This window comes from Protaetiibacter intestinalis, assembly GCF_003627075.1.
Classification (GTDB): Bacteria; Actinomycetota; Actinomycetes; order Actinomycetales; family Microbacteriaceae; genus Homoserinibacter; species Homoserinibacter intestinalis.
This window is the reverse complement of sequence record NZ_CP032630.1, coordinates 1,329,824-1,348,720: the sequence shown is the minus strand read 5'-3', so window position 1 is coordinate 1,348,720 and position 18,897 is coordinate 1,329,824. Positions and strand designations below refer to the sequence as shown.

Annotated in this window: 1 protein-coding gene (running past one end of the window); it reads right to left on the bottom strand. The window is 75.6% G+C overall.

Annotated features, from left to right (window positions below; genetic code table 11):
• Positions 1–18,897: the 5' portion of a beta strand repeat-containing protein gene (locus D7I47_RS06425; RefSeq protein WP_157981654.1), read on the bottom strand. It extends 10,329 nt beyond the left edge of the window; 18,897 of the gene's 29,226 nt are visible here — the first part of the coding sequence; it begins with the start codon at positions 18,895–18,897; the stop codon falls past the left edge of the window.

Genomic DNA, 18,897 nt, shown 5'->3' with positions numbered 1-18,897 from the left:
GACCGCCCGGGTGACGACCGTCAGCAGCGTCGTGGTGACGGCGCCCGCCACACCGACCGCGCCGGCGCCGAGGGCGACGGTGAGGCCGAAGACGTCCTGCGTGGAGCGGGCCTGCACCGCGACACCCGCGAATCCGGGCCGCAGACCGAAGTCGCCGTAGGCGGAGCTCGCGAAGCCGCCGGTGAGGATGCCGCCCACCGGGGCGGTCACCCCGTCCGCGTCGATGATCGAACCGGCGGCGACGTACGCCTGGGTGTCCTTGCTCGCCGAGGTGACGCCCACGCCGATGCCGACACCCACGAAGCCGCCCGCCGCGCCACCCGCGACGACGACGATCTCGGTGTCGTCGGCCGCGTCGACGACGACGCTGCCGCCCGCGTCGACCGTGACCCGCTGCAGCGTCGCGTGGGTGTGCACGTCGAGCACGAGCACCGTGACGGCGCCCGCGACGCCGACGAAGCCGCCGGACGCGGTGGCCGCGACGGCGACCATGCTCTCGTGGCCGTGAGCCGTCACGACGGTGTCGGCGGTCGAGACGACGACGGCGCCGAGCCGCAGCTCCGCATCCGTGTCGAGGTCGACGACGCCGACCGTCGCGCTCACCCCGACGCCCGCGGTGCCGCCCGCGGCGACCGCCGAGACTATGAGCATGCTGAGGTCGTGGCCCGCCGCGACCAGCACGGAGGCGGCGTGGCCGGTCGATCCGGCGGTGACCTGGGCGAGGCGTCCGATGAAGGCGAGGGTGCGGCTCGTGACGACGTTGACGCTGCCGCCGACGCCGACGCCCGCGACCCCGGAGACCGCGGCGCTCACGCCCACCCCGGCGATGTCGTCGCTCGAGGTGGCGGTGACCGCGACGCCCACGAAGTCGTCGTCGGCGGATGCGGTGATGGTGCGCACGCCCGAGGTGCTCGCCGGGTCGGGCGAGGGCTGCGCGCCCTGCAGCACGATGCTGTGACCGCGCCCGGTCGCGACGGCGGCGTTCAGCGTGATGAAGCTGCCGGTGCAGTCGGCGGGCACCGTGGACTCGGTGAGGCACTTCTGGGTGGTCAGCTTGAAGCCGGAGCCCGAGAGCTTGACGTAGTAGCTGCCGCCGTCGACGAGGCCGCCGATCGCCGTGCCGCCGCCCGCGCTGTAGATGACCGAGTCGCCGTCGTGGAGGTCGAGGTCGTACGGCAGCGTGATGACCTGGCCGACGACCGCGCCCGAGGTCTTCGGGTCGAAGTAGGGCGACTCGCTCGCCGGCAGCGATGCCGAGCGGCCGTCGACGATGCGGTGCGACTCACCGGTCGCTGTGCTCGGGTCGAGCGTGAGGATGGTGGGGTCGTCGAGCGCCGACAGCTGCACGGCGGTCGGCGAGACGACGTGCACGACGTAGCTGTCGCCGCTCGTGAGTCCGCCGATCTCGGCGCCGCCGCCGGCGTCGTAGACGACGGTCTGGCCGTCGCGCAGGCCGTGCTGGTAGCCGAGCTCGATCGTGGTGCCGTCGGACTGCACCGCGCTCTGCGGGGTGAAGCGGGTGTCGACCGCCTCGACCACGAAGCCGCCGGTCGTCACGCGGATGCCGCTGCCGAGGGCGCCGCGGCCCTGCACGATCGAGTTGTCGCCGATGAAGGCGATGGTCTGCTTCGAGATGACGGGCACGGCCGCCGCGGCTCCGACGCCCGCGGTGCCGCCCACCGCGAGCGAGCCCGCGATGATGTCGAGCGAGAGGGCGTCGTTCGCGGCGATGCGCACGCTGCCGCCCGCGTAGACGGTGCTGCGCGAGGAGGCGCACGCGGATTCCGTGGCGGTGACCGCGGCGCACTCCTCGCCGACGGTCGCGCGGGTGGTGATCGAGATGACCGAGACGGCCGCGTTGACCGCGACGCCGACGGTGCCGCCGCCGGACCCGCCCGCCGAGATCGAGGTGAGGTCCTCGCTCGAGTCGGCGTCGACCGTCACGTTGCCGTTCGCGGCGACCGCGACGCCGGGGGCGATCCAGGCGCGGGTGTCCTTCGTGATGACCTGGACGTCGGCGCCCGCTCCGACGCCCGCGGTGCCGCCGAGGGCCAGCTGGCCCGCGGCGCCGAGGCTCGTGGTGTGGTCGGATGCGACGACCGTCACGCCCTGGGTCGCCATCGCCCCGAGGTTGTCGCCGTTCACGACGACGCCCGTGGAGATGTAGGCGTGGGTGGTGTTGTCGTGCACCGCGACGGTCGCCGAACCCGCGACGCCCGCCGTGCCGCCGGCCGCTCCGGCGACGGCGATCGACTCGAAGTCCTCGGACTGCGTGGCGACGATCGCGAGCCCCTGCGTGCCCTTCGCGACGATTCGGTCGTACTCGGCGATGCCCGCATCCACCTTGCCGGTGCGCACGAGCACGACCGAGGAGACGCCGACGCCCGCCGTGCCGCCCGCCGCGACGCCGCCCGCGAAGAGCAGCGAGTCGTGCACGTCGTCGGCGGCGACGATCGTCATATCGCCACCCGCCGTGACCGTGGTCGGGGTGCTCTGGCCGCCGTCGATGAGGGCACGCGTGCCGCTGTCGTCGCCCTGGTTGACGATGAGCACGACGAACGATCCGGTGACGCCCGCGCTCTGGGCGGCGGCGGCCCCCGCGGCGAGCATCGTGAACGACTCCCGCGCGATGGCCGACACCGTGACGGAGCCGCCGACGGTCGCGTGCACGCCCTTGCCGATGACCGCGCGCACGTCCTTGTTGATGACGTTGAGCACGAGGGCGAAGCCGACGCCCGCGGATCCCGTGGTGAGGCCGACCGCGCCGGCGAGCTCGACGAACTCGGTGTCGTCGTTCGCGTAGACGGTGAGCGACTGGCCGGGCAGGGACCCGATGGTCTGGTTGATCGAGGTGGCGTCGCCGACGAGCGCCTGCGTCGCGATGTTCACGATGTCGACGATGAGCGAGCCGCCGACGGCGGTCTGCCCGACGCTCGCGCCGCCCGCGAGGGCCACCCCGCTCACATCCGGGATCTCGAAGTCGAGGATGGGGTCGACGGCGAGCGCCACGATGCCGGAGGTCGCGGCGAGCACGATCGCGCCGGCCGCGTCGATCACGACGGGGGCGAGTGCCGTGGAGCCGATGCGCGCGATCGTGTCGGTGTCGATGACGTTGACGACGATGGCCGCGCCGATGCCGGAGGAGCTCGTGCTGAGGGCGCCCGCGGCGGCGACCGACTGCAGCCCCATCGGGTTGCTCGCGGCGAGGACGAGGCCGCCCGCGGTCGTGATGTGCACGCCCTCGCCGATCGTGGCGAGGTTGCGCAGCAGCAGCACCTGCACGGCGATCGAGCCCGCGACGCTCGCCTGGCCGGTGCCGCCCGCGGCGGCGATGCCCCAGGCGGTGAAGTCGTTGCGGCCGTTCGGCGTGATCGCGGTGACCGTGATCGTGTCGCCCGCCGTGATGGTGACCCGGTCGCCGATCGAGCCGCGGTCGTCGACGTCGACGTAGTTGAGGGCGACGGCCGCGCCGATGTTGGTCGAGCCCGTCTTGAGCGAGGTGCCGGTGGCCTTCGCGGTCGCGTCGACGCCGGTCTCGGCGAGCACGCCGACCGCGCCGCCCGCGACGAGCACGAGGTCGGCCGGGATGCGGGCGAGGGTGTCGATCGTGACCCAGTTGACGGTCACGGCGGCGCCGACCCCGACGCCGTCGGAACCCTGCCCGCCCTGCGAGGAGGACTGGCTGTTGCCGTTGTTCACCTGCGAGGACGAGCTCGGGAGGGTGATGCCCTTGCCCTGGGTGGCGGGGGTGTTGTCGACCTGGTTCTGGGCCTGCTCGTCGGAGTTCGATGCCGCGTCCGTCGCCGTGTCGATCGCCTTGCCCTGGGCGCTCGCCTTCGCGTCCGCGACCGCGGAGGTCACGGTGTGCGCCGCGAGCGTGAGGGAGCCGCCCGCGGTGAGCGAGCGCAACGTCTCGGCGGTCGTCTCGATGTCGACGACGTTGATCGCGATGATCGCGCCGACGGCGACCCCGTCGCCCACGGCCTCCGCGTCGCCCGTCGTCGTGGTGGAGCCGTCGTGCTGCGCGCGGATGGCGATCGAGCCGGTGACCGTCCAGGTCTCGGCGGAGCTGCCGATGCGGGCGATCGTCGTGTGCTGCACGATCGTGATGCCGACGGCCGGGCTCACCGCGGTCGAGGAACCGGCGGAACCGGCCTTGACGATCGTCGTGACCGTGTCGGCCGAGATGGCCTCGATCGTGACGTCGTGGCCGCCCGAGATGACGGCGCCGTCCTCGATCTCGGCACGCGTCACGTTGTCGAGCACGGGGTTGATGGCGACCGAGGCGCCGACGCCGGTCTTGCCCGACTTGGCGAGTGCGGCGTCCGCCTTGGCGATGGCGGTGTCGGCGCGCAGGTTCTCGGCCCGCAGCACGACGTCGCCGGTGCCGGCGTCGACGATCGCCGTCGAGGGGATGAGCGCCTGGGTCTGGGTCGTGACGACGTTGAGGGCGAAGGAGCCGGCGACGGCGACGTCGGTCGAGCCGGCACCCGACTCGCTCGAGGCGGTCACGGTGTGCACGCGGTCGCCGTCGACGTCGGTCATGGTCGCGGACGCCGTGAAGCCGTTCGCCGTGATCGTCGTGTTCTCGCCGAGGCCGGCCCGGTTGACGAGCCACAGCAGGCTGAGCGAGACGGCCGCGCCGATGCCGGCGCTCGTCGCGTGCACCGCGGTGCCGTCGGCGGTGGAGATGGCGTCGGCGTTCTGGCTCGAGCGCAGCACGACCGCGCCGCCCGCGGTGATGCTGAGGCCGTCGGGCAGTTCGGCGATCGCCGAGACGTCGGCGATGGTGAGGGCGATCGCCGCGGCGACCGTCACCTCGCCGTCGGAGCTCTTGGCGCTCGGGTTGCTCGAGGTGTTGCGCACGCCCTTGCCGCCGTTGGCGCTCGAGGTGCTGCCGGCGAAGTCGCGCTGGGTGGTGAGCTTGTCGCCGACGCTGCCCTGGCTCGACGGGCTCGTCTCGCCGTCGTTGTCGGTCTTCGACTTGGCGCCGCTCGCCGACGCCTCGGCGGTGGACTCGTTGTGGGACGAGCCGAGGGCCGCGAACTCGACGCCGTCGCCCGCCGTGATGTTGCGGTCGGTGCGGGCGAGCACGGCGTGGTCGGCGAGGGTGAGCGCGAGAGAGACGCCGACGGAAGCGCTCGATCCGCCCTCCGCCTCGGCCGTCGCCTTCGTGACCACGGAGGCTCGCTGGGTGGCGATCGCCTGGAGGGCACCGCTCAGCTCGATGAGGTTGTCGCCCGTGAGGGCGTCGATGCGCACCGTCGTCTTGACGTCGGAGCTCGTGACGGCGATCGCGGGGGCGACGGCCGCGCCGCCGGACCCGCCACCGCCGGAACCGCCGGATCCAGAACCGGAGCCCGAGCCCGAGCCCGAACCGGAGCCGGAGCTCGTGATCGCGGCGCCCATGCGCGCCTCGGTCGCGGCGTCGACGCGGGCACTCGCCGACATCGTGAGGTCGTGCGCGCCCGTGAGCAGCGCGTCCGCCTCGATCGCCGCGGTCGTCTCGTCGAGCACGAGGTTGAGGGCGAAGGAGACGCCGACGCCGACCGAGCCCGAGCTCGTGACGCCGAGACCGACGGGCAGCGCCTTGACGGTCGAGGAGAGGGCGGAGGCGGCGGTGATGGTGGCGTCGCCGTCGGTGAGTTCGACGATGCCCGCGATGCCCGCGTAGGTCTCCTGGTTGACGATCGCGATGGCGACGGAGCCGGCGATGCCGACCGAGGCGGCGGCCCCCGAGGCGGAGGCGGCGCCGACCGTCGAGACCGCGTCGTCGCCGACGACGGTCACGGTGGCCGAGAGCACGAGCGCGTGCGCACGGATGGTGAGCCAGCTCGGCACGACCGCGCGGTTGGTGACGTTGGAGATCGTGAGGGCGACGGCCGCGCCGATCGCGACGGAGGAGCTGCCCGACCCGCCCGAACCGGAGCCCGATCCGGAGCCGGAACCCGAACCGCTGCCGGAGCCGCTCGAGGCGGGCTGCGTGGCGGAGGAGTCGGCGGAGCTCGACGCGTCGGTGTTGGCCGAGGAGGCGAAGGTGACGGTGCCGCCCGCGACGAGCAGGGTGACGTCCTCCGTCACGCGCGCCTCGGCGAGGACCGTCGAGATGACGATGCCGATCGCGGCGGCGACCGAGACGCCGCCGTCGGAGGTGGAGGCGCTCGGCGACTTGCCGCTGCCGGAGCCGGCGCCGCCGTGGCGGGTCGAGACGGTGTCGGCGTAGTCGCGCTGCGCGCCGACCTCCTTGTCGACGCCCGTCTTGCCCTCGCCGTCGGCGGTGTCCTCGTCGCCCTTCGGCGCGTTGCCCGAGGCGGATGCCGAGCCGGAGGCGGTGGCGACCGAGCGGCTCGAGGCCTGCAGCGTGATGCCGTCGCCCGCCTCGACGTTGCGCGAGAGCTCGGCGATCGCGCCGTGGTTGGCGATCGTGAGGCCGAGCCCGACACCGATCGCGGCCTTGCCGGCGGAGGTCGCCTCGGCGCCCGCGGTCGTGCCGGCGGTGGCGTCCTGCGCGGCGCTCAGGGTGAGCGTGCCGCTCAGCTCGAGGAAGCCCGTGCCGACGAGGGCCTCGGTCGTGACGTTGGAGATGATGATGGCGATCGCCGGGGTGATCGCGACGCCCGAGGAGCCGGAACCCGAGCCGCCCGACCCGGAGCCCGATCCCGAACCGCTGCCGGAGCCGCTGCCCGACCCGGAGCCCGAGCCGCTCGACGACGAGCCCGTCGCGACGGTGCCCATCTTCGCCTCGACGGAGGCGACGGTGAGGGCGGAGGCGTCGAGCGTGATGTCGTGGGCGCCCGTGATCGAGACGCCGTCGTCGATGAGCGCCTGCACGACGTCCGTCACGAGTGCGAGGCCGAAGGCCACGCCCACGCCGACGGACTCGGCGCTCACGCCGTCCTCCGCGGGGAGCGCCGTGACGGTCACGGCGAGGTCGGATGCCGCGGTCGCGGTGAGGCCGCCGCCCGTGAGCACGACCTCGCCGTAGACGCCCGCGAGCGTCTCCTGGTCGACGATGACGATCGCGACCGAGCCGGCGATGCCGACGCCGCCGGCGGCGCCCGCCGTCGAGGCGGCCGAGACGGTGGCGGTGTGGTCGTCGCCGTCGACGGCGACCGTGGCCGAGAGCACGAGGTTCTCGGCGCGCACCGTGAGCCACGAGGGGATGACCGCGCGGTTGATGACGGTGGAGAACGTCAACGCGACGCCCGCGCCGATGGCGGCGGTGCCGCCGTCCGTCGCGGAGCCGTCGGCGTGCGAGGCGGCGTCGGAGTTCGCGGCGGAGGCGAGCTCGATCGTGCGGCCCGCGATGAGCTCGGTGACGTCGTCGCCGACACCCGCCTGCACGAAGACCGTGGAGATGACGATGCCCACGGCGGCCGCGACGGAGATCGAGCCGCCGGAGGTCTCGGCATTCGGCGTGGAGCCGTTGCCGGTGTTCTTGACGCCGTTCTTGTTCGCCGCGGTGTCGGTGTAGTCGCGCTGCCGGCCGACCTGCTTGTCGACGCCCGTGCGGTGCTCGCTGTCCTCGGCCTTGTCCTCGTCGGTCTCCTCGGGGGCACCCGCCGCCGAGGCCTCGCCGGTCGCGGTGGCGGAGGAGATCGAGGTCGCGGAGAGGCGCAGGTCGCGGCCGACGGTCGCGTTGCGTTCGAGGGTCGCGGTGGCGCCGTGCGGGGCGATCGTGAGGCCGAGCGCGATGCCGACGGCGGCCTGCCCGGCGGTCGCCGTGGCGCCACCCGTGGCCGCCGCGGTCGCGTGCTGAGAGGCGCGGAGCACGAGGTCGCGGTCGACCGTGAAGAGGGCTCCGGATGCCGTGCCGATCCGCGCCGTGGTGACGACGTTCGAGAGGGTGATCGCGACGGCCGGCACGACGGCGACGCCGCTCGAGCCGGAGCCGCCGGAGCCCGAGCCGCCGCCGGAACCGCCGCCCGATCCCGAACCGGAGCCCGAACCCGAACCGGAGCCGGGTGCCTCGGCGCCCATCCGCGCCTCGCTCGTGGCCGAGGTGGTGGCGCTCGCCTCGAGCACGACGTCGCGGGCGCCCGTGAGCGAGACCCCGTCGGCGATGAGGGCCGAGACCTCGTCGTCGAGCAGCACGAGCGCGAAGGAGACGCCGATGCCGACGTTGCCGCTCGAGGTGGAGCCCGCGCCGACCGGCAGCGCCTTCGCGGTGGCCGACACCTTCGAGGCGGCGGTGAGCGTCGCGTCGCCGCCGCTCAGCTCGACGGTGCCGTCGATCGCCGCGAGCGTGTCCTGGTCGACGATGACGAGCGCGACGGAGCCGGCGATCGAGACGCCGCCCGCGGCACCGGAGGAGGCCTCCGCGGTGATCGTCGCGGTGTCGTCGGCGCCCTTCGTCGCCACGGTCGCCGCGACGGTCAGGTCGTGGGCGCGGACGGTGAGCGTCGCGGGCACGAGCGAGCGGTTGAGGTGCTCGGCGTAGCTGATGGCGACGCCCGCGCCGATGGCGGCGGTGCCGCCGTCGGTCGCCGAGCCGTCGGCGGCGGAGGCCGCGTCGGCGTTGAGGGCGGAGGCGAGCCGCACGGCGTCGGTGGCGACGATCGTCGCGACGTCGTCGGTGACGACCGTCTCCGCCGTCACGGTGGAGATCGTGATGCCGATCGCGGCGGCGACCGAGACGGAGCCGTCCGAGGTCTCGGCCGCGGGGGTCTCCGCGTCGCCCGAGGTGCCGAGCCCGCGGTCTCCCGCCGTCTGGTCGGCGTGGTCGCGCTGGGCGCCCACCTGCTTGTCGACGCCCGTGCGGTCCTTCGTGTCGGGGGTCGTCGCGTCGGAGTCCTCCTCGTCGGGGGCGCCGGCGGCCGAGGCCGAGCCGGTGGCGGATGCCGCCGAGATCGCGGTGGCCTCGAGCGAGACGGAGCCGCCCGCCGTCGTGTCGCGGGCGAGCACCGCGCGGGCGGAGTGGTTGGCGAGGGTCAGGCCGAGCCCGATGCCGATCGCCGCGGTCGCGGCCCCGGTCGCCTCCGCGCCCGCCGTCGTCGTCGCGGCGGCGTCGAGCGCGGCCGCGAGGGAGAGCGAGCCGGCGAGCGACAGCACGCCCGTGCCGACCCGTGCGGTCGCGTCGACGTTCGAGAGCACGACCGCGATCGCGGGGGTGATGGTCACGTCGCCGCCGGCGGCGCCCATCCGGGCCTCGACGGTCGTCTCGGCCGCGGCATCCGCGGTGAGGCTCACGTCGCCGGCATTCGTGATCGAGACGCCGTCGACGATCTCCGCCTTCGTCGTGTCGCCGACGATCGCGAGGGCGAAGGAGATGCCGACACCCAGGCTGCCGCTCGAGGTGGAGCCGTCGCCGACCGGCAGCGCCGCAAGGTTCGCGATGAGCGCGGAGCCGGCGACGAGCACGAGGTCGCCGCCGCCCAGCACGAGGGTGCCGCGGATCTCGGCGAGCGTCTCGTGGTCGATGATGGCGATCGCGGCCGAACCCGCGACCGAGACCTTGCCGGCGGCGCCCGAGGATGCCGAGGCGCCGATCGTCGAGGCGTCGTCGCCGCCGTCGGCGGCCGCCTCGGCGCGGGCCTCGACGCCGTGCGCCGTGATGACGACGGTCGCCGGGACGCTCGCGACGTTGCGCAGCTCGGAGAGGGTGAGGGCGACGCCCGCGCCGATCGAGGCCGAACCGTCGGGCGAGGTCGAGGAGCCGTCGGCGGTGCTCGCGGCGTCCGCGGCGGCGCGGGTCGTGAGCTTCACGACGCCGTCCGCACGCAGCGTCGGCACGGTGTCGGCGATGACCGTGCGGGCGGTGACGGTCGAGATGACGACGCCCACGGCGGCCGCGACCGCGATCGGGGCGCCCGAGTCGGTCTCGGCCGCGGGTGCCTCCGCGTCGCCGGTGTCGCCGAGGTCGTGGCTGCCCGCCGTGTCGTCGGCGAAGCCGCGCTGCTGGGCGACCTGCTTGTCGACGCCGGTCTTGCCGTCCTCGGGGGTCGTCGTGTCGGGCGCGTCGGGGTCGTCCTCGGCCTTGGTGCCCGCGGCGGATGCCTCGCCGGTCGCCGCGGCGGAGGAGACGCTCACCGCGGTGAGCGAGATGTCGCCGCCCGCGACGACGGTGCGCGCGAGGGTCGCGGTGGCGCTGTGCTTCGCGATCGTGAGGCCGAGGGCGATGCCGACGGCGGCCGAGCCGGAGCTCGTCGCGACGGCGCCGCCGGTCGAGGCGGCGCTCGCGGTCTGCGACGCCGAGAGCGCGAGGTCGCGCGCGAGCTGCAGGCTGCCCGTGCCGAGGGTCGCCGAGGTGGCGACGGTCGAGAGCACGATTCCGACGGCGGGCGCGACGGCCACGCCGCCCGCCGCGCCGATGCGGGCGGTCGCGGTGGCGACCGACGTCGCGGTCGCCGTCAGCGTCACGTCGCGCGCGCCCGTGACGGCGATGCCGTCGCCGATGATCGCGGTGGTGTCGACGGCGAGGATCGCGAGGGCGAGGGCCGCGCCGATGCCGACGCTGTCGCCGCTGGCGCCGTCGAGGCCCGGCAGGGCGTTGAGGGTCGCCGCGACGTCGGCGCCCGCCTCGAGCACGAGGTCGCCGCCCGTGAGGGTCACGGCGCTCTCGAGCGAGGCGCGGGTCTCGTGGTCGACGAGCGCGATCGCGAGGCTGCCCGCGACCGAGACGTCGCCCGCGGCGCCCGACTTCGAGTCGGCCGTGATGGTCGAGGTGGTGTCGCCCGCGTCGTCGGCGGCGATCGCCCGGAGCGTCAGCGCGCCCGCCGTGATGTGCAGGTTCGCGGGGACGACCGCGCGGTTGCTGACATCGCTGAGGGTCAGGGCGACGCCCGCGCCGATCGCGGCGCTGCCGCCGGTGGCCGAGCCGTCGGCGGCGGACGCGGCGTCCGCGTTGACGCCCGTGGCGAGGGTGACGGCACCGGGGGTGGTGATCGTGACGGTGCCCGTGAACTTCGCCTCGGCCACGACATCCGAGATCGCGATGCCGATCGCGGCGGCGGCGGAGACACCGCCCTCGGAGGTCTCGGCCGACGGGGTCTCGGAGCCGCCCGAGCCCTCGACGCCCTGCGTCGTCGCGACGCCGTCGGCGTGGTCGCGCTCGGCGCCGACGAGCTCGTCGACCCCGGTCTTGCCGTCGCCGTCGGTGTCCGTCTCGGCGTCGGACTCCTCTTCCGCGCCGCCCGCGGAGGCGGTGCCGGAGGCGGAGACGGCGGAGATCGTGGTGGCCGCGAACGAGGCGGAGGCGACGTTCGTGAGGTTGCGCGCGAGCTCGGTGCGTGCCGTGTGGGTGGCGGTCGCGAGGCCGAGGGCGATGCCGATCGCGGCCGTGCCGCCGGTCGCGGCGGCGTCCGCGGTGGCGCCGGCCGTCGCATCCGTCGTCGCGGTGAGGGCGATCGCGCCGCTCGTGAGCGCCGCGCCGGTGCCGATGCGCGCGCCGGCCTCGACGGTCGAGAGCGTCACGGCGACGGCGGGCGCCACCGAGACGGAGCCGGATGCGGCACCCATCGTCGCGGTCGTCGTCGCCTCGGTGTGGGCGGAGGCGCTGATCGCGAGGGCGCCCGCGAGGGTCGCGGTCGCGCCGGCGGCGAGCTCGGCGAGCACCGTCTCGTCGAGGATGACGAGCGCGAAGGCGGCGCCGACGCCGACCGAGCCGGTGCTCGAGGAGCCGCTCTCGGCGGGCACCGCGGTCGCGTCGACGGTCGCGTCGGAGGAGGCGCTGATCGTGAACGCGCCCGTTCCGGTGGTCTGGGCGGAGCCCGCGAGCCGGGCGACGGTCTCGCGGTCGATGACGGCGATCGCCACGGCGCCCGCGATCGAGACGCCGCCCGCGGCGCCCGCGGTGGCGTTCGCGGCGAGCTCCGATCCGGCGGGGCTCGTCGCCTCGATCGTGATGGCGCCCGCGCGGGCCGAGCCGCCCGCGGCGATCTCGGCGGTCGTGCGGGTCGTGGCGAGGGTCAGCGCGACGCCCGCCCCGATCGCGACGCTCGCGTCGCCCGCCGCCGAGCCGGTGCCGGCGCTCGTGGCATCCGCCTCGCCGGAGGCGGTGAGGGTGAGGGTCGCCGCGACGACGCGCCCGGTCGCCGTGATGACGGCGGTGACGTTCGCGCGGGAGATGACGACGCCGACGGCGGCGGCCGCGCCGACCGCGCCCTGCGAGGTGGAGGCGCTCGGCGCCTCGGGGGTGTCGCTCGAGCCGGCGAGGTCGGCCGCGTGGTCCTTCTCCCCCGCGACCTGCGCGTCGACGCCGGGGCCGCTCGTGCTGTCGTCGCCCGCGCCGCCCGCGGCCGCGGTCGCGTCGCCGGTGGCGTGCGAGCTGCCGGTGGCCGTGACGGTCGCGGCGCCCGTGACGGTCACGAGGCGCGCGACGGATGCCGTCACGTCGTGGTCGGCGATCGCGAGGCCGAGCGCGACGCCGACGGCGGCGCTGCCGCCCGCGGCGTCCGCACTCGCGGTGGCGGTGGCGGTGGCGGTCTGGGTGGCGGTGAGCTCGAGGCTCGCGGCGGTCAGCTCGGCACCCGTGCCGATCGTGGCGGAGGTGCTCGCGGTGTGGAAGGAGGTCGCGACGGCGGGCGCCACCGAGACGGAGGGGCTCGTGGCGCCGATGCGCGCCTCGGCGGATGCGGTGGAGGTGGAGCTCGCGGCGACGCGCACGGCGCCGGCCTGCGCGGTCGCGCCGGAGCCTATCGCCGCCACGACGACGTCCTCGACGACGGCGATGGCGGCAGAGGCGCCGATGCCGACCGACTCACCGCTCACGCCGTCCTCGGCGGGCAGCGCCGTGACGGTCGCCGTGAGGGCGGCGGCGGCCTCGACGGTGAGCGCCCCGGTGAGCACTGCGGCGCCGTCGAGGCGCGCCTCGGTGCGCGCGTCGACGATGGCGATGCTGACCGAGCCGGCGATCGAGATGTTGCCGCCGCCCGCGCCCGCGGAGGCGGAGGCGCCGATCTCGGAGACGGTGTCGGTGCCGCGTGCGGCGACGGTCGCCGAGACGGTGAGCGATCCCGCGGTGACGGTGACGCCCGCGGGGAGCGTCGCGCTGTTGAGCTGGTCGAGCGTGGTCAGGGCGACGGCCGCTCCGATGCCCACCGCGGAGGGGGCGGTCGCGGAGCCGTCGGCGACCGAGGCGGCATCCGTCTGCAGCGCGGAGGAGATGGTGACGGCGTCGCCCGCGATCGCGGTGACTCCGGACTCGATGACGGTGTGCGCCGTGACGGTCGCGATGACGACCCCGACGGCGGCGGCGACGCTCACGCCGCCCTGCGAGGTGGAGGCGGAGGGGCTCTCGGCCGACTGGCTGCCGGACGGGTCGGCGTGGTCGCGTTCCTTCGCGATCGCCTGGTCGACGCCGTCGCCCTCGCCGCCGCTGGTGGAGTCGCCGGGCGCACCGGATGCGGAGGCTTCGCCCGTCGCGTCGAGGTCGGCGAGGCCGGTGGCCGAGAGGGTCACGTCGCCGGTCGCGGCGACGTTCCGGCCGAGCGCCGCCTTCACCTCGAGCTCGGCGAGCACGAGGCCGAGGGCGATGCCGAGGCCGGCGGTGCCCGCGGACACCGTGGCGCCCGCGTCGGCGGCGACCGTGGCGTCCTGCGCGGCGGTGAGCTGCAGCGCTCCGCTCGTCGCGAGCTGCGTGCCCGTGCCGAGGCGGGCGGTCGTGCCGAGGTCGACGCGCGCCACGGCGACCGCGGGGGTGATCGCGACCCCGCCGCCGGCGGAGCCCATCTTCGCCTCGACGCTCGTCGCGTGGGTGGCGTCGGCGGCGACCGTCACGTCGTGGGCGCCGGTGATCGTGGCCGCGTCGGCGATGGCCGCGGTGGTCGTCTCGTCGACGAGGGCGATCGCGGCGGCGGCGCCGATGCCGACGCTCGAGCCGGAGGCGCCGTCGCCCGAGGTGGCGGAGGTCGTGGTGGTCGTGTCGGAGGTCGCCTCCAGCTCGACGTCGCCCGTGCCGCCCGCGACGGTGAGGTCGCCGGCGAAGTCGGCGGTCGTGGCGAGGTCGGCGAAGAGCAGCGCGACGGAGCCCGCGACCGAGATGGTGCCCTGGCCCGCGCCCGCCTTCGAGCTCGCACCGAGCACGGTCGTCGCGTCGGCGGTGAGGGAGAGCGAGCCGACCGTGCCGGTGCCGGTCCAGGCGTGCGTCGTGACGTCGACGTCGGTGAGGGCGACCGCGGCGCCGATCGCCGCCGTGCCGCCGGCAGAGGCGGCGCCGTCGGCCGTGCTCGTCGCGGTGGTCGAGCTCGTCGCCGCGAGGGACAGCGCGCCCGCCGTGTTCAGCGCACCCGCCCCCGTCGGCCCGGCCTCGACGCGTGCGGTGCCGAGCACGAGCGCGATCGCGGCGGCCGCGTCGACGCCTCCGGAGGAGGTGGAGGCGGAGGGGAGGTCGGGGCCGGTGCCGCCGCCCGAGACCGAGCTCGCGTGGTCGCGCTGCTGCTCGAGCTGCTCGTCGACGCCGTCGCCCTCCTCGCCCGCGTCGGCGTCGCCCTCGGGCGCGCCCGAGGTGGATGCCGTGGCGGAGGCGGTCTGGGTGGAGGTGCCGGTGGCGGCGAGGGTCGCGCTGCCGACCGTGACGGCACGGGCGACCGTGGCGGTCACCGCGTGGTCGGCGATCGTGAGGGCGATGCCCGCGCCGACCGCGGCGGTGCCGCCCCCGGCGACGGCGCCGGTGGCGGTCGCGGAGGCGGTGGCCTCCTGCTCGGCGGTCAGGGTGAGGGCCGCGCCGCTGTCGATCGCGGTGCCGGTGCCGATGCGGGCGACCGTCGAGGTGGTCGCGAGGGTCGTCGCGACGAAGGCGGCGATCGCGACGCCGCCCGCGGCGGCCCCCTCGGCGAGGGCGGTCGTGGTGTCGTGACCGGTGGCGGTGATCTCGATCGTGCCGCCCGCGGTGAGCGTCGGCGCGAGGGTCGCCCCGTCGGCGAGCTCGGCGAGCGTGCGGTGGGTCACGGCCGCGACGGCGGCGCTCGCGCCGACGCCGACGGTCGAGTCGCCCGAGCCCTTGGCCGTCTTCGCGGATGCCGCGCTCTCGGCGGCGGAGTCGGCCGTGACGCTGAGCGCGCCCGCGATGCCGTCGCCGTCGAGGTCCAGGTCGAGCGAGCCGCCGGCCGAGGCGGTCGTGTCGAGGTCGACGAGCAGGAGCGCGAGGCTGCCGGCGAGGCCGAGAGTGCCACCCGATCCGGCGCCGGCGATCGACGTCGCGGTGAAGCGGTGCGCGGTGGCGGGGTCCCCCGTGGCGGTGGTGCTGTCGACGCCCGCGACGAGGGTGAGCGCGTCGGCGTCGATGGTCGTCCCGGATCCGGTGGTCGCGCTGATCACGACGTCCGCGTCGGTGATGGCGATTCCGGCTCCGATGGTGACGCTCGGGGGGCCGCGGTCGGCGGGCTCTCCGGTGGCGGTCGAGTCGGCGGCGTCGTGGTGGCGGGCCTCGAGGGTCACGGCGCTCGCGGTGAGGTGCACGCCGTCGGCGGTCGCCTCCGCGTGCGAGGAGTAGAGGGTGACGGAGATCGCGGCGGCGACCGACACGACGCCCGCGGGCGAGGAGGGCTCGGGCGTGGAGCCGGGCACCGAGCCGGGGGTGCTGTGGTCGGCGGCGTAGTCGCGCGCGCCGTCGATCGAGCCGGAGGCGGGCTGGCTGTCGGGGCTGCCCTCGCCCGCGGCACCGCCGGCCGAGGCCGAGGCGGTCGTGGCGGCGGCCGAGGCACCCGCCACCCGGATGACGATGGCGCCCGCGGCGGTGAGGTCGCGCTCGGTCACGGCGCGCACGGCGTGGGTGACGAAGGAGAGCGCGAGCGCGAGGCCCACGGTCGCGTCGCCGGATGCCGCGGCTCCGCTCGCGGTCGTCGTGACCGGTGCGCGCTGCTCGGCCTCGACGGTCACGTCGCCGCTCGCGAGGAGCGCGGGACCGATGCCGATCCGCGCGAGGGTCGTCACGGTCGAGACGCCGATGGCGCTCGCCCCGGCGACGGTCACGCCGCCGCCGCTCGCGCCGCCCTCGGCCGTCGTCTCGAGCGCCGAGGTCGAGTCGGCCGAGACGGCGAGCGTGTGCAGCCCGTCGACGGTCGCGCCGTCGGAGAGCTCGGAGAGGCTCGAGTCGTCGAGCGAGCCGAGCGCGACGCTCGCGCCGATCCCGGCGGTCTCGCCCGCGACGGGTGCGGCCGGCGTCGCCGAGGCGGTCGTCTTCTTGTTGCCGCGGGTGCCGACCGTGACATCCGCCACGGCGTCGCCGCTCGCGAGCGGGTCGGTCAGCTGCACGGCGCCCGAGACGGTCGCCCGGGTGACGATCGTCGCGAGCGCGAGGGCGACCGCGCCGGCGACCGCGACGGCATCCGCCGCCGCTCCGCTGCCGGCCGATGCGCCCGAGACGGCGGTCGCGACGTAGTGGTTGGCGTCGCCCGAGACGGTGGGGGCCGTGACGGCCTCGACCGTGAGGGCGTCGGTCGTGTAGTCGCCGCCGACGACGCGGGCGGAGGTGGTGACCGCGCTGCGGTTGACGGCGACCGCGACGCCCACGCCGCTCGCGGTGTCGCCGACCGGCGCCCCGTCGGCGGATGCCGTGGAGCCGCCGCGCGAGGCGGCGCTCACGGTGACCCCGTCGGGTGCGACGACGGCGGCGCCCGGCTGCAGCAGCGCGACGGCCGACTGGTCGAGGTCGACCGAGGTGAGCGCCCCCGCGACGGTGATGGTGCCCGAGGGGGTCTCGGCCGCGCCGTCGGTCGTCGTGCCGGGGTCGGTGTCGTTGCCCGCCGCGCCGCCGGGGCTCGCGGTCGCGGTCGCGGTGACGGCGGCGGTGGTCTCGGCGTTCACGGTGAGGTCGGATGCCGTGAGCGCGCCCGTGCCGTTCACGGTCGCGGTCGCGCCGGCGGTCACCGTGGCGATGGCGACGGCCGCGCCGCGGGTCGCACCCGTCGCGTCGGCGTCGACCGTGACGGTCGTGGTGTTCTGCGCGTCGACGGCGAGCGAGCCGGCCGCCGTGATGACGGTCGCACCCGTGACGAGCGCGGTGGCGGAGGTGGTGACGCTCGCGCGGGCGAGGGCCGCGTCCGTGTCGGAGTCGACGCTCGCGTCGGGGGTGGCCGTCGCCGCGAGGGTCGCGTCGACCTTCGCCGCGAGGGTGACGTCGCCGCTCGCGGTGACGGTGGCGCCGTCGAGGGTCGCCGTCGCGCTCGCCGTGACGTTCACGGTGTCGGTCGGGGTGGCGGCGGGTGCCGCGGTCGCGGTCGCGCTCAACTCGATCGAGCCGCCGGTGAGCGTCGTGTCGGTGAGCACGATGGAGGCGTCGGTGTCGTCGGCGGTGCCGGCGGTGAGGTGGATGTCGCCGTCGCCGGCGGCGTCGCTCGTGTCGATCGTGACGGCGTCCGCCACGATGTGCGCCGCGACGATGCGGATGGTGACGCCCGGCAGTACGAGGTCGGTGAGGATGCGCACGGTGACGCCGGGCGAGGCGGCGAGGATCTCGAACACGTCGTTCGGGACGACGAGCGTGACCGACTCCATCGAGCCGGTCGTGCTCACCACGAGGATCGCCTGGGTCGTGGTGTCCTGGCTGACCTCGAGCACGTCGTCGGCGGTGGTCGTCGAAACCGAGACCTCGTCGGGGGTGCCCGTGACGGCGAGCGGCTCGAGACCGGCGTAGCCGACGGATGCGGCGTCGACCGAGAGGGTGCCCGAGTCGGAGCCGCTCGGCACCGACTCGACGCGCCCGCCGCCGACGTCGAGGGACAGGGTGTCGTGGCCGCCGGCGCCGCCGTCGACCGTCGCGACCGATCCGCCCGCGGCGGCCTGGATGGCGAAGGTGTCGTCCTCGCCGGCCGAGCCGACGAGGTGGGCGAAGCCCGAGAAGGAGAGGTCGGCGACGGTGCCCGCCCCGGCGCCCGAGACGGTCCACGTGACGGGGCCGCTCGAGGTGGTGCGCGTGAGGGTGGCGTCCGAGCCGGCGACCGCGACGGTGGTGACGCCCGTGTAGGAGACGCTCTGTCCGCCGACGGTGACCGTGCCGGATCCGGATGCGCCGAGCGTCCAGCCGATGCCGTCGCCCGTCACCGTGAGCGAGGCGGAACCCGAGCCGGTGATCGTGAGCGGGATGGCGCCGAGCGCCGCGAGCACCCCCGCGCCGATCGAGATCGAGGAGGCGGTCACCGCGACGCTCAGCACCTCGGTGAGCGCGGTGCGGGTCTCGGTGCCGTCCACCGTGGCGACGAGGTCGGTGCCGTCGATCGCGACCGTGACGGTCGTGCCGGTCAGGACGACGGCGACCGGCGTCGGCTCCTCCTCTTCCTCGCCTTCGCCTTCGCCCTCACCCTCGTCGCCCTCTTCGGCGAAGAGCTCGAGCGCGCCGACGGAGAGCAGCGAGTAGTCGGCCTCGGATGCCGTCTCGTCGGAGGCGGGCTCGCTCGGCTCGGGGTCGGGCGTCGGCTCGGTCGTGGGCTCCGGCTCGGGCGTCGGCTCCGGGGTCGGGGTCGGGGTCGGTGTCGGGGTCGGCGTCGGGGTCGGCTCCGGGTCGGGCGTCGAGCCGACCGTGGTCGGGCCGACGGTGCCGGGGCCGCAGACGAGGGTGCGGCTCGTCGAGCTCGAGCTCGAGCTCGAGCTGGACGAGCTGCCGTCGCCGTCGCCGCCGGTGACCTTGAGCACGCAGTTCGAGGTGCCCGTCGAGGTTGTCGGTGCCGGGGTCGTCGTGATGACGACCTGGCGGGTGACCGTCTGCGGCGCGGCGGGCGCGACCGGTGCCGGGGCCTCGGCGACGGACGCGGGCGCGACGATCACCGGGGCGTCGGGCACCGCCGGGCCGAGCGGCACGACGGGGGTCGTGACGACCGGCTCCGTCGACACGACCGCGGCCGCGGCGGGAGCCGGTGCACCCGAGAGCGTGGCGAGCACGACCACCGCGGCCGTCGCGGCCGCGAGCGCACCGAAGGCAGCGCGTCCTCGGGACGCGCGCACAACGGGGGCTTCGACGCTCAT